This window comes from Curtobacterium sp. SP.BCp, assembly GCF_051903255.1.
Lineage (GTDB): Bacteria > Actinomycetota > Actinomycetes > Actinomycetales > Microbacteriaceae > Curtobacterium.
Window position 1 is genome coordinate 3,211,190 of the sequence record NZ_CP194338.1, and the last position, 11,980, is coordinate 3,223,169.

At 71.8% G+C, this 11,980-nt stretch carries 12 protein-coding genes and 1 tRNA gene; 5 read left to right on the forward strand and 8 right to left on the reverse strand.

Features of this window, described 5'->3' with window-relative positions; genetic code table 11:
- Window positions 1–23: 23 nt before the first annotated feature.
- The 4 genes from ACRQ4C_RS15315 to infC form a co-directional block, all read right to left on the reverse strand.
- Complete coding sequence (locus tag ACRQ4C_RS15315; protein WP_439689283.1) at window positions 24–920, reverse strand: TrmH family RNA methyltransferase; 897 nt, start codon at window positions 918–920, stop codon at window positions 24–26.
- A 74-nt stretch (window positions 921–994) separates the two neighbouring features.
- Window positions 995–1,378: a 50S ribosomal protein L20 gene (rplT, locus tag ACRQ4C_RS15320; protein WP_058726112.1), complete on the reverse strand. Its 384-nt coding sequence runs from the start codon at window positions 1,376–1,378 to the stop codon at window positions 995–997.
- Window positions 1,379–1,405: 27 nt separating this feature from the next.
- Window positions 1,406–1,600, reverse strand: coding sequence for a 50S ribosomal protein L35 (rpmI, locus tag ACRQ4C_RS15325; RefSeq protein WP_022903519.1), 195 nt, complete (start codon window positions 1,598–1,600; stop codon window positions 1,406–1,408).
- A 62-nt stretch (window positions 1,601–1,662) separates the two neighbouring features.
- Entirely contained in the window at window positions 1,663–2,319 is a 657-nt protein-coding gene (gene infC, locus ACRQ4C_RS15330) for a translation initiation factor IF-3 (RefSeq protein ID WP_290133788.1), read from the reverse strand.
- Window positions 2,320–2,593: 274 nt separating this feature from the next.
- Between infC and ACRQ4C_RS15335 the strand changes: the two genes are divergently transcribed.
- Window positions 2,594–2,947 (forward strand): DUF1844 domain-containing protein, encoded by a 354-nt coding sequence (locus ACRQ4C_RS15335; RefSeq protein WP_058726113.1) that lies wholly within the window; start codon window positions 2,594–2,596, stop codon window positions 2,945–2,947.
- A gap of 124 nt (window positions 2,948–3,071) precedes the next feature.
- Here the strand turns inward: ACRQ4C_RS15335 and ACRQ4C_RS15340 are convergent, their stop codons facing one another.
- Window positions 3,072–4,319 carry a phosphotransferase gene (locus ACRQ4C_RS15340; RefSeq protein ID WP_439689284.1) on the reverse strand — a complete coding sequence of 416 codons (1,248 nt, stop codon included), beginning with the start codon at window positions 4,317–4,319 and terminating at the stop codon, window positions 3,072–3,074.
- Window positions 4,320–4,416: 97 nt separating this feature from the next.
- Between ACRQ4C_RS15340 and ACRQ4C_RS15345 the strand changes: the two genes are divergently transcribed.
- The 3 genes from ACRQ4C_RS15345 (at window position 4,417) to ACRQ4C_RS15355 (ending at window position 8,080) form a co-directional block, all read left to right on the forward strand.
- A complete protein-coding gene (locus ACRQ4C_RS15345) occupies window positions 4,417–4,872 on the forward strand; it encodes a MaoC/PaaZ C-terminal domain-containing protein (RefSeq protein ID WP_439689285.1) in 456 nt (151 codons plus the stop codon).
- A gap of 70 nt (window positions 4,873–4,942) precedes the next feature.
- Entirely contained in the window at window positions 4,943–6,799 is a 1,857-nt protein-coding gene (locus ACRQ4C_RS15350) for a glycoside hydrolase family 2 TIM barrel-domain containing protein (RefSeq protein ID WP_439689286.1), read from the forward strand.
- Window positions 6,800–6,874: 75 nt separating this feature from the next.
- Window positions 6,875–8,080: a hypothetical protein gene (locus tag ACRQ4C_RS15355; RefSeq protein WP_439689287.1), complete on the forward strand. Its 1,206-nt coding sequence runs from the start codon at window positions 6,875–6,877 to the stop codon at window positions 8,078–8,080.
- Between the two features lie 195 nt (window positions 8,081–8,275).
- Here ACRQ4C_RS15355 and ACRQ4C_RS15360 read toward each other — a convergent pair whose 3' ends face one another.
- Window positions 8,276–9,322 carry an amidase domain-containing protein gene (locus tag ACRQ4C_RS15360; protein ID WP_439689288.1) on the reverse strand — a complete coding sequence of 349 codons (1,047 nt, stop codon included), beginning with the start codon at window positions 9,320–9,322 and terminating at the stop codon, window positions 8,276–8,278.
- A 109-nt stretch (window positions 9,323–9,431) separates the two neighbouring features.
- On the opposite strand from ACRQ4C_RS15360, the gene ACRQ4C_RS15365 reads away from it, so the two are divergent.
- Window positions 9,432–9,815: a hypothetical protein gene (locus tag ACRQ4C_RS15365; RefSeq protein ID WP_439689289.1), complete on the forward strand. Its 384-nt coding sequence runs from the start codon at window positions 9,432–9,434 to the stop codon at window positions 9,813–9,815.
- A 63-nt stretch (window positions 9,816–9,878) separates the two neighbouring features.
- On the opposite strand, the gene ACRQ4C_RS15370 is transcribed toward ACRQ4C_RS15365, so the two are convergent.
- The gene (locus tag ACRQ4C_RS15370; RefSeq protein WP_439689290.1) at window positions 9,879–11,759 is read right to left on the reverse strand and encodes a hypothetical protein; all 1,881 of its coding nucleotides are present in this window, start codon (window positions 11,757–11,759) and stop codon (window positions 9,879–9,881) included.
- A 126-nt stretch (window positions 11,760–11,885) separates the two neighbouring features.
- Window positions 11,886–11,961: transfer RNA gene (locus ACRQ4C_RS15375), tRNA-Ala, on the reverse strand.
- Between the last annotated feature and the right edge of the window lie 19 nt (window positions 11,962–11,980).

Consider the following 11,980-nt stretch of genomic DNA (forward strand, 5'->3'; position numbering starts at 1 on the left):
GGACGGTGGAGGGAGACGACGCGTCAGCCGGCTGTGGAGGAAGCAGCCGCGGCCCGCTGCGCGAACGCGCTCTCGTACAGGCACACCGAAGCCGCCGTGGCGAGGTTCATCGACTCCGCCTGCCCGTAGATCGGCACCTTGACGGCACGGTCGACGAGCGCGAGGTCCTCGTCGGTCAGCCCGCGGGCCTCGTTGCCGAAGACCCACGCCGTCGGTCCGTCGAGCATCCCGTCGGCACGGACCTCCGGGAGGTCGTCGCCCGAGACGTCCGCCGCGAGCACCGTGTAGCCGAGGGCCTTCGCCCGCCCGACCGCGTCGGCGAGCGTCACACCGACCGAGACCGGCACGTGGAACAGCGAGCCCGTGGTCGAGCGGACGACCTTCGGGTTGTACGGGTCCACCGAGCGCCCGGTGAGGACGACCGCGTCGGCGCCGGCGGAGTCGGCGGCGCGGATGATCGTGCCGGCGTTGCCGGGGTCCCGCACCTGCTCGAGGATCGCGACCAGTCCGGGGAGGGCACCCTCCGTCGCGGAGGCGCCACGGGCCTCCAGGCCGTCCGTCGCGTCGACGGGGGCCACGTCGACGGAGGCCGGATCCGGGAAGACCGACCGCACCGACGTCGGGAACTGCTGGCAGACGGCGACGACGCCCTGCGGCGTGACCGTGTCGGCCATGGTGTCGAGCACCTGCTCGGTCACGAACCAGGTGTCGACCGGCGCGTCGTCGAGCGCGTAGCGCGCGGCCGCGGTCGGCGTCACGTAGAGCTCGCGGAGGAGCTCCGGGCGGTACTCGAGCGCCTCCCGGACGGCCTGCGGCCCCTCGAGCAGGAACAGGCCCGTGTCGGCGCGGACGTCCTTCTTGGCGAGGGCGGCCACGGCACGGACACGGCCGGCCTTCGGGTTCTCGAGGAGATCACTCACGGGCACCAGTCTAAGAACGCACGAAGCCCCCGCTCCGCGGACGGAACGGGGGCTTCGTGGTGCGGCTGGCGTGACTACGCGGCCTTCGGGGCCGAGGTGTCGGCCGGCAGGGCCTTCTTCGCGGTCTCGACGAGCGCCGCGAACGTGTCGGGGTTGTTCACCGCGAGGTCTGCGAGGATGCGACGGTCGACCTCGACGCCGGCCAGGTTCAGACCCTGGATGAGGCGGTTGTAGGTCAGGCCGTTCGCACGCGACGCAGCGTTGATGCGCTGGATCCAGAGGCGACGGAACTCGCCCTTCTTGGCGTGACGGTCGCGGTACGCGTAGACGAGGGAGTGGGTGACCTGCTCCTTGGCCTTGCGGTACAGACGCGAACGCTGACCGCGGTAGCCCTCGGCGCGCTCGAGAACGACGCGGCGCTTCTTGGCGGCGTTGACCGCTCTCTTTACTCGTGCCATTGATCTATTCCTTTACGTTCCGCCGGCTCAGTGGCCGAGAAGCTTCTTGACGTTCTTCGCGTCGGCCTTCGCGAGGACCTGGTCCTCGTTGAGGCGGGCCTTGCGCTTGGCGCTCTTGACCTCGAGGTTGTGACGCATACCGGCCTGCTGCTTCATGATCTTGCCGCTGCCGGTGACCTTGAAGCGCTTCTTCGACCCGGAGTGGGTCTTCTGCTTGGGCATGGAGTGCCTTTCCGTGGGATGGGTGTGGGGAGCCGCGTCGTCGCGGGTTCGGTCGGGGAGACCTACTCGGCCGGAGCGGCCTGCTGCTCGGAAGCGGCGGGGGACTCCTCGCCGTTCTTCGCGGCGTGCTCCGACGCGCGACGCTCGGCCTTCTGTGCAGCACGCTTGGCGTTCTGCTCGCCCTTGACGTCGGACTTGTTCTTCAGCGGAGCGATGATCATCGTCATGTTGCGGCCGTCCTGGGTCGGACGCGACTCGACGACACCGAACTCGGCGATCTCCTCGGCGAACCGCTGCAGGAGACGGACGCCCTGCTCCGGGCGCGACTGCTCGCGACCGCGGAAGAGGATCATGGCCTTCACCTTGTCGCCACCGAGGAGGAAGCCCTCGGCGCGCTTGCGCTTGGTCTCGTAGTCGTGCTTGTCGATCTTCAGGCGGAACCGGACCTCCTTCAGGTCCGTGTTCACCTGGTTGCGACGCGCTTCCTTGGCCTTCTGCGCAGCCTCGTACTTGAACTTGCCGTAGTCCATGATCTTGGCCACGGGCGGCTTCGAGTTCGGGGCGACCTCGACCAGATCCAGTTCGGCTTCCTGCGCGAGACGCAGGGCCATGGCGATCGGGACAACGCCGACCTGCTCACCCTGGGGGCCGACGAGTCGGACCTCGGGAACGCGGATTCGGTCGTTGGTGCGGGGATCGGTGATGCGGAGCTCCTTCAATCAGGTGGTTGGCCGTCCGGGGCTGTTGCCCTGGACGACGGCACGAGAGAGGAGGTCTGACGCACGGATCGGAACCCGTTGCACCGCCCGACGTCGTCCCTTGCGGGAGGACCTGCCGTGCTCGTGGTGCTGAGCCCGGCGGAGCGATGGGGACCCGGTAGCCTGGTGGTGCACAGCCGCGGGTGGGAGAGACTCCTCTTTCGCAAGACGCCGCTCGAGCCCCCGAGGGCGCACGGACAGCATCTGCCGCGACAGAGTCTAGCAGAGGAGCACCGTGACCGACACCCCGCCGAACGAGCCCACCGGAGCCGACGAGGCGCGTGACATCGCGGAGGTGCCGGCGGTCGAGCTCATCAACACCGTCGCGGTGCACCTCCTCAGCGCCGCGGCCGTGAAGGTCGGGCTGGCCGACGACCCGCAGGAACAGACCGACCTCGACGAGGCGCGGAAGCTCATCACCGCCCTCGCCGGTCTGGTCACCGCCGCCGCGACGGAGATCGGCGACCACCACGCCCGTCCGCTGCGCGACGGGCTCCGCTCGGTGCAGCTCGCGTTCCGCGAGGCCTCCTCGATCCCGGACGCTCCTGGCAAGGGCCCCGGCGAGAAGTACACCGGCCCCGTCAACTGACGTGACCGGATGACGGCCTGGAGGCCCGTGGCGGCGTCGCCACGGGCCTCCAGGCCGTCAGGTGGGCGCGTCAGCCAGCGCTGCGCGCGCGGACCCGTCAGCCAGCGCTGCGCGCGCGGACCCGTCAGCCAGCGTTGCGCGCGGCCAGCCGCGCGACGGCCGCGAGGGGGATGTCGACCCAGTCCGGCCGGTTTCGGGACTCGTAGACGACCTCGTAGACGGCCTTGTCGAGCTCGAAGGCGTCGAGGACCTCGCGGTGTGCGCGGAGGTCGCCGCCGGCCCCCTGCTCGTAGCCGGTGAGGAACGCGCTCCGGGCTTCGTGTGCCCAGTCGCCGGTGTCCACCGGGTCGGCATCACGGGCGAGCGCTCCCGCCACGTAGTCGAACGACCGCAGCATGCCCGCGACGTCGCGCAGCGGGACGTCGGGCACCGAGCGCTCGGTGAGCGGACGGAGCGGTTCACCCTCGAAGTCGAGGAACACCCACCCCCGCTCCCCCGGCACCGCGAGCACCTGGCCGAGGTGCAGGTCTCCGTGGACCCGCTGGAGGTCCGGCCACGACGCCTCGGCTGCCCGTGCGTACACGGCACGCACGGCGTCGGCGTGCTCGGCGACCGCCGGCGCCTCGCGTTCGGCCGCGGCGAGGCGGGCGTGCATCGTGGCGAGGGCATCACGGCGGCGGTCGTCCGTCGCGGGCGTGGTCGGCAGGACCTCCGCGAGCGTGCGGTGCACCTCGGCGAGCGCCGCACCGAGCCGTGTCGCGTCGTCGGCGAAGGCGACACCGGCGCGGGCGTCGTCGAGCGCCACACGCCAGGCGTCGCGGGTACCGGGGAGGAACTCCTGCGCGACGGCGAGGTGGCCGGTGGCGGTGCCGTCCGGTCGCCCGGTGTCGGGCCAGCTGCGGCGGAGCGCGCCGTAGACCGCCGGCACCCGGGTACTGCCGGCCGCGGAGAGGGCGAGCTGCGTGGTGACGTCGGGGTTGTCGCCGTGGTGCAGGACGCGGAACACCTTGACGATGACCTGCTCGCCGGCCTCGGTGTCGCAGATCACGGAGGTGTTCGACTGCTCGCCGGACAGCACGCGCGCGGCGGTCACGGTGCCGATCGGACGGAGCGACTCGGGGTCCGCGTCGATCCGGGCTGCGAGGCCCCTGACCCACTCGAGGTCGGTCGTGGCGTCGGTGAGGGCGCCGTCGCGGACGACGACGGGCGCCTGGTAGAGGACGGCACCGGTCGTGGCGTCGTCGAGGACCAGCCGGGTGTCGTCGTCGGTCGACAGCGTGCGGAGCGTCGGGCCGGCGCCTCCCTTGGCGGCGTACCAGCGCTGTGCGGCGATCCACGGGGCGAGGTCGTGGTCGGAGGGAGCGTCGCTCATGCCGCGGAGGCTACGCGCCCGGCGCTGGGGAGGTGGGGGACGCCGGTGCTCGCGGTGCTCGCGGTGCTCGCGGTGCTCGCGGTGCGAGGATGACTGGGTGCCGCACTACCTCGAGGACCTCGCCGCCGGACAGACCTTCACCACACCGGGTCGGACGATCACGGAGGCCGACGTCGTGTCGTTCGCCTCGTGGACGAACGACAACAACCAGGTGCACACCGACGTCGAGTTCGCGGCACGCACCCGCTACGGCCAGCGCGTCGTGCACGGACTGCTCGGGACGTCGCTCTGCCTCGGCCTCATCGCGCGGACTGGGGTCTTCGAGGGTTCGGCCGTGGCGCTGCTCGGCATCGACCAGTGGCGGTTCACCGCTCCGGTGTTCATCGGCGACACCGTGACGTGCACGGTGGAGATCCTCTCGACGCGGCTGACGAGTTCGGGGACGACGGGCATCGTCGAGCGCGCGGTGTCGCTCCGCAACCAGCACGGCGAGGTCGTCCAGCAGGGCCGGATGGACGTCATGGTGCTGACACGGGACGCCGCGATCGCGTGACGAGCGACATGGGGCCCGTCCGTTGCCACACCTCTTTACAACGATGTACGAACGGGTCCAGCATGGACGCATGAGCACGCTCGCCGGCAACGACGCCGCCCCCACTGCCCTCCCCGTCGCGACCGAGCAGGACGGGACGTACCCGCGGCCGCAGCTCCTCCGCCCCGCCTGGGCCGACCTCGACGGCACGTGGTCGTTCCGCAACGACGGGGACGACGCCGCCTGGCGCTCGGGCTTCCCGGACGCCCGGGACATCACCGTGCCGTTCCCGCCGGAGTCGGTCGCGTCCGGGATCGACGAACCGGGCTTCCACCCCGTGGTCTGGTACTCCCGGCAGCTCACCGCAGCCGACATCGCCGCCGCCGGGTACTCGTCCGCGCAGCCCCGTCTGGTCCTGCACTTCGGAGCCGTCGACCACCGTGCGCGCGTCTGGGTCGACGGGCAGTTCGTCGGCGAGCACGAGGGCGGTCACACGCCCTTCGCGTTCGACGTCACCGACGTACTGACGGCGGACCCCGACGCCGTGCACACCCTCGTCGTCCGTGCCGAGGACGACCCGCTCGACCTGACGCAGCCCCGTGGCAAGCAGGACTGGCACGAGGAGCCGCACGCGATCTGGTACCGCCGGACCACCGGCATCTGGCAGACCGTGTGGCTCGAGGCCGTGCCGACCGTGTCGATCGCGGCGCTGCGCTGGACGAACGTCGACCACGCCACGGTCCGACTCTCCGTCCGGCTCGCCGGCACCCGTCCCGGCGGCGAGCGCCTCCGCGTCGCGGCGTGGTGGGCCGACGAGCACCTCGCGACCGTCGAGTCCGCGCTGGGCGACGTCGCCCGGTCGAGCGCGATCGACACCGAGTTCGACGTCGTCGTGCCGCTCCCCCGGCAGACGAACGGCCAGGCCGAGGACGAGCTCGTCTGGACGCCCGAGACGCCACGGCTCGTCGACGCGACCGTCACCCTGCTCGACGCAGGCGGCACGGCGACCGACGCGGTCGCGAGCTACTTCGGGGTCCGCACCACCTCCATCGGCCAGGGCGCGTTCCTGCTCAACGGGCACTCGTACGACGTCCGCAGCGTCCTGAACCAGGGCTACTGGCCGGACTCGCACCTCGCCGCCCCGTCCCGCGAGGCCCTCCGGCGCGAGGTCGAGCTCATCAAGGAGCTGGGCTTCAACGCCGCGCGGAACCACCAGAAGGTCGAGGACCCGCGCTTCCTCTGGTGGGCCGACAAGCTCGGACTGCTCGTCTGGGGCGAGATGCCCGGCGCCTACGCGTTCTCGCCCACGGCGGTGCAGCGGTTGATGCGGGAGTGGATGGACGCCGTCGAGCGCGACGCCTCGCACCCGTCGATCGTGACCTGGGTCCCCGCGAACGAGAGCTGGGGCGTGCAGCACATCGCGGACGACCCGGCTCAGCAGGCGTACGCGCGTGCGCTCGCGGACGTCGCCCGGGCGCTCGACCCCACCCGCCCGGTGATCTCGAACGACGGCTGGGAGCACCCCGCGTCGGACATCCTCTCGGTCCACGACTACGAGGGCGACGGCGCCGTACTGGCCCGCACGTACGCGGACGACGCGGCCCGCACGGCCCTGCTGCGCGGCATGGGTCCGGCCGACCGGCAGATCCTCGTCGGCGGTGCGGTCGACGAGGGGCAGCCCGTGATGCTCACCGAGTTCGGCGGCGTGAACTACCAGCCCGGCGTCCAGCGCGAGGACGGCTGGGGGTACACCTCGGCGTCCGACGGGGACGACTGGATCACGCGCATCACCGGCCTGTACGACGCGATCCGGGCGAGCACGTTCCTCGCCGGCTCCTGCTACACCCAGCTCACCGACACGATGCAGGAGACGAACGGGCTGCTCAACGCCGACCGCACGCCGAAGGTCCCGATCGAGCAGATCCGCCGAGCCGTCACCGGACGCTGACGCGCACCAGCAGGCGGACGGCCGCGTCCGCCTGCTGGTGGCCGACGCTGCTGCGCAGCGTGCGAGGATCGTGCGGTGACCGACGTGGCGGAGACGACCCGTGCCTCCCGGCTGGGTTCCGTCCTGGAGGCGCGCCACAGCGGGTGGTCCGCTCCACTGGTCCTGTGGCTGGCTTCACGGGCGTTCAGCACGCTGCTGCTCGGCTCGCTCTACTGGGTCGCGACCGCGGCCGGGTGGCCGTTCGCGTCGTACCGACGCGACCCGTCGTTCTTCACGTTCTCCGGGTCGTGGGACGCGTCCTTCTACCGGATCATCGCCGAGCGGGGGTACCCGACGGCGATCCCGGTGGACGACGCCGGGCACGTGCTGCCGAACGCGTGGGCGTTCCTGCCGGTGTTCCCGTGGCTCGCCCGCACGGTGGCGCCCGTCGTCGGCGGGTCGTTCTGGGTCGCGGGTGTGCTCGTGGCGACCCTCGCCGGCGCCGGTGCCTGCATGGTGCTGTACCGCGTGGTGCGAGCGGTCCGCGGCGACCGGGCCGCGCGGTGGGCGACCGCCCTCTTCGCCTTCGGTCCGACCGGGTTCCTGCTCCAGGTGGCCTACGCGGAGAGTCTGTTCCTCCTGCTGTTGTTCGCCGCGCTGCTCGCGCTCGTGCGCCGACGGTACTGGTGGATCGCGCCCCTCGGGATCGTCGCCGCGTTCACGAAGCCGGGCGTGCTCGCCCTCGCCGTGGCGCTCGCGGTGCACCTCGTCGTGCGGTGGGTGCAGGACGGGCGGGGGTTCCGGTGGCGGGACCGCGTCGTGGTGGTCGTGTCGGGGCTGCTCGTCGCGACCGCGGGGCTCGCGTGGCCGGTGATCGCCTCCGCCGTGACCGGCCGACCAGACGCGTACCTCGACACCGAGCTGTCGTGGTGGGTCGGGTTCGTCGGGCGGCAGCACTTCGCGCCGCTCACACCGTGGTTCACGATGGCGGGCACGTGGCTCGGGCCGGCGGGCATCGTCCTGGTGCTCGTCGCGCTGGCCGCTGCCGTGTGGTTCTGGTGCCGCCGGGACGTCCGGGCAGTGGGTACCGACGTGTGGTCGTTCACGGCCGCGTACGTGCTCTACCTCGTCGCGGTCTTCCTGCCGCAGCAGTCACTGCCCCGCCTGCTCATGCCGACGGCGCCGCTGCTCGGGTCGGACGTGTTCGTCGGCACGCGGCGGCGGGCGGTGGCGTGGCTCGTGGTCGGCATGTGCCTGCAGCCCGTGGCGGTCGTGCTCCTGTGGTTCCTCGGGTACCCGTAGGCGCGGGCGGCGCGTAGCGCCGGCGCCGGCGCCGGTGGCGGTGGCGGTGGCGGTGGCGGTGGCGGTGCCGGTTGCGTTCGCACAACCGAAGTCATGCCGAACCACGGGCGTCCGCGGCGCGAACCGCCTTTGGTTGTGCGAACGCAGAACGCGCCACCGTGGCCGCGCCACCGCGCCTGCGCCACCGTGCCGCGGCTACGCGTCGAACGTGTGGAACCAGGCCTTGCCGCCGGGGTGCTGCACCGTGATCATCTCGTCGAGGTCACGGTAGGGGCCGTCCTGGTTGTGGCTCGCGGACTTGATGCGCACGGTGCCGTCGGGCTCGGTGAAGACCTCGGACACGATCGTGGTGTGGTCGGGCGAGTCGTTGTCGTTCCAGTCGAAGAACACGATGTCGCCGACCTTCACCTTGTCCCGCTCGTCGATCGACCGCTTCGTCAGGCCGAACTCGGCCGCGTGCTCGCTGAGCCACGGGTCCATCGCAGGGCAGTACGTCCACGTGGGTGAGTGCGCGGCACCCGCGTCGCGGTTGTACCAGTCGTCGCGCTGCTCCCACCCGCGAGCGATCAGGGTCTGGCTGACGTAGTTCGCGCAGTCCCCGCCGATCGGGTTCATCGTCCCGTACTCGGCGAGGTTGTAGTCCTTCCAGTACCGCATCGCGTAGGCGAGCTGTCGGTCCGTCGCGGTGAGTGCTGCGTACGCCAGCGACGTCGTCGCGACGGCATCGGCGGCGTCCGGCGTCGGGGCCGCGGTCGGCGTCGGCGCGGCGGTCGCGGAGTCCTGCGTCGCACCGGACTGGCCGTCGTTCGCGCTGCTGCCGTTGCCGTCGGAGGACTGGTTCGCCGACGGCAACGGCTCGATCGTCTCGGTGAAGAGAGCGACGTCCGCGTCCCCGGCGGTGTACATCGCCTGGTGCGGGGCCGTGAAGGTGACCTTCCCCGCGGTGGCCCGGACGTCGCGAGCAGCGATGCCGCCCACCGTCACGCCCTTGACGACGTCGAGCCCGGTCCCGAGGACGGTGACGGTCACCCCGCCCGCGAGCGGGACCTGCGCGGGCTCGAGCTTCGAGGCGACCGGCTTCGCGGTCGACGAGCCGGTCGTCGGCGCCGATCCGGTCGCGCCCGGCTGCTTCGTCGCCGAGGCCTTCCCCCCGCCGTCCGACGAGCACGCGGCGACCGCGAGACCGACGCCGGCGACACCGGCGAGCGAGAACAGGGTGCGGCGCGTGTAGGAGGCAGTCATGACCTCACCAGGGTAGGCGACACCCCCGACGGACGGCCCGGTGCCGCGCGCGACCGGCGGCGAACCGGCATGATCGACCCGCAGCCACCGAACGAGAGGATCCCTCCGCATGCCCGAGAGCCACGACTTCTTCGTCGCCGCCGACCCGGAGACCGCACGTGCCCGCGCACGCGACGCCCTCGTCCACGAGGGCTACACGGTCGACGACGCCGACCAGGGTGGTCTCCGCGCCACCCGCGGCAGCCTCGGACTCACGCTCCTCGTCGGCTCCCTGGCGAACGACCGCACGTTCCACACCCGCCTCGACGTGCAGGTCATGGTGACGCAGGACGGCCGGACCGTCGTCCGGCTGCTCCGCGGCTCCGGCCGGTCGCTGGTGAAGGGCGGCGCGATCGGGATGGCGCGCGGCAACCGGGCGTTCGAGGAGGCCGCGAACACGATCCACGCCGTGTTCGCGCAGGCGGGCGTCCTCACGGCGAGCGTCCCCGGCTGACGTCGGGGCGACGGACGGGAGGCACGGCGCGGGTCCGCACCGTGCCCGGCGTCCGTCAGCGCGTCAGCGACACGACCAGTCGCGGTCGATCTGCGACGCCCCGAACGCGGTGACGTACTGGGTCATCGCGACCGTTCCGCCGGCGAAGCCGGCGCTCGAACACGCCGACTGCGCCTGGTCGAGCCGTGCAGGCCCGATGGCGAGCCAGCTCGGGAGACCGCGTGCGGAACTCGTCGACGGGACCGAACCCATGATCTCCCCGAAGTGGCTGGCGGTGGAGTAGATGCCGACGTTCGTCACGCCCGCATCACGGAGTGCTGCGATCATGCCCTCGAGGGCGGCCAGGTTGTACGTCGTCGTCCTCGTGTGGGACAGCCCGGTCTCGACGTCGAGCCACCAACGGAACTGCGCCGCGTTCGACACGCCCCGCTTGGTCGATGCCTCGTACGCCCGAGCGAACCCGTACACGTAGGAGCACGCGGTCGTCGTCACGTACTTCGACTGCGGGACACCGCTGGCCTGTGCCCGGCACACCCCGTACGACTTCGGTGTCGGGACGACCTTGCCGTCGTCGAGCGTGTTCGACATCGGCCACTTCGATGCGAGCGTCGCACCCGGGTTCGTGAAGAGCGAGTAGAGCTGCGTCTTCGGCTGCGCCGTTCCCCCCTTCGAACCGGCCGCCCACGCGAGTTGCTGCTGCAGGCAGGGGTTGGTCGTGTTGGCCAGGCTCGCGTTGACGCCGACGATCGCGAACGACTGATCCGTGGGGACGGTCTTCCCGCACTGCGGCCACGACACGTCGACACCGGTCCCCGATCCCGTGCTCCCGTCGATGAAGTACCCGACGACGTCCACGTAGGCGGTCGCCGTCCCCGCCGACACCTTCGCTGACACCTTCCCGCCGGACGCCAGCGGCGCGATGAGCGCGTTGCCGATGGTCTGCCCCTTCGCGTACACCTGCGTCGGCACGCTCGAGGCGAGCCCGGCACCGACGACGCGCAGTGACCCGCCGACGCTGCCCTTGCCGACTTTCGCGTTGATGACCGCCGCGACGGCGTTCCGCGGGACGCCGGCCGTCCCGGCGACGGTGACGTTCTTCGCGGTCGTACCCGCCGCGACGGTGGCGGCGCGGACCGGGGCCGAGGGGACGAACACCGCCCCCGAGGTCGACGGCGAGTAGTACCCGACGACGTCTGCGAGGGCACGCGCGCTCCCCGACGACACCCGCGCCTGCACCGCACCGCCGGAGAGCCGCACCGTGACGGTGTTCGCGACCGTGACGCCCTTCTGGTAGGTCACCGACGCGATGCCGGCGGCGCTGCCCGCGGGCGTGAGGCGGAGCGTGCCCGCGGCGGCCGGGCGCGAGACGTCCGCCTGGAGCACGACGGCCGTGGCGTTCGACGGCACACCTGCCTTCCCGGCCACGACGATCCGGGTCGCCCCGGTGCCGACGGTGCCCGTGAGGACGTTCGTCGGCGCGAGCGGGGTGTAGGTCGACCCGCCGCTGCTCGAGCCGTACCAGCCCGCGACGTCGAGGGCGACGGTCGCGGTGCCGGACGACACCTTCACCTGGGCCTTCCCGCCGACGAGTCCGACGGTGGTGGTACCGGAGATCGACTGCTTCGGGCCGAAGTTCTGGATCGACGGGCTCGCTCCGCTGCCGCCGGGCGCGACGCTCACGTACCCGGACGCGGTCGGTCCGCTGACGGTCGCGGTGAGGACCACCGCGGTCGCGGAGGACGGGATGCCGTTCCGACCGCCGAGCGTGACGCTGGTCGGCGAGGTCCCGACCTTGCCGGACCATGCGCGAGCGGAGGTCACCGGGGTGAACCTTCCGTCGACCGGTGCGGCGGCGGACGCGGTCGGAGCCGGTCCGGCCATGACGCTCCCGGCGATGACCGCGGCGACCGCCCCGATCGCGACGACGACGTTCCTGATGTGCATGTTCCCCCCTCGGCGCTGCAGCGCGCCCCGCGAGTCTAGGGCGACCGGGGCCGACGACACAGCACTGCCGAGGAGAACCTCAGGCAACGACGAAGGACCACCCGATCGGGTGGCCCTTCGTGTACCTGGTGGAGCTAAGGGGATTCGAACCCCTGACCTTCTCATTGCGAACGAGACGCGCTACCAACTGCGCCATAGCCCCAAGGACTCGTCAACCCTAG

What these genes read in the sequence shown, in the direction of transcription:
- ACRQ4C_RS15370 (WP_439689290.1), bottom strand. Translation starts at nt 11,759, where the DNA reads ATGCACATCAGGAACGTCGTCGTCGCGATCGGGGCGGTCGCCGCGGTC.
- ACRQ4C_RS15340 (WP_439689284.1), bottom strand. Translation starts at nt 4,319, where the DNA reads ATGAGCGACGCTCCCTCCGACCACGACCTCGCCCCGTGGATCGCCGCA.
- ACRQ4C_RS15350 (WP_439689286.1), top strand. Translation starts at nt 4,943, where the DNA reads ATGAGCACGCTCGCCGGCAACGACGCCGCCCCCACTGCCCTCCCCGTC.
- ACRQ4C_RS15360 (WP_439689288.1), bottom strand. Translation starts at nt 9,322, where the DNA reads ATGACTGCCTCCTACACGCGCCGCACCCTGTTCTCGCTCGCCGGTGTC.
- rplT (WP_058726112.1), bottom strand. Translation starts at nt 1,378, where the DNA reads ATGGCACGAGTAAAGAGAGCGGTCAACGCCGCCAAGAAGCGCCGCGTC.
- ACRQ4C_RS15365 (WP_439689289.1), top strand. Translation starts at nt 9,432, where the DNA reads ATGCCCGAGAGCCACGACTTCTTCGTCGCCGCCGACCCGGAGACCGCA.
- rpmI (WP_022903519.1), bottom strand. Translation starts at nt 1,600, where the DNA reads ATGCCCAAGCAGAAGACCCACTCCGGGTCGAAGAAGCGCTTCAAGGTC.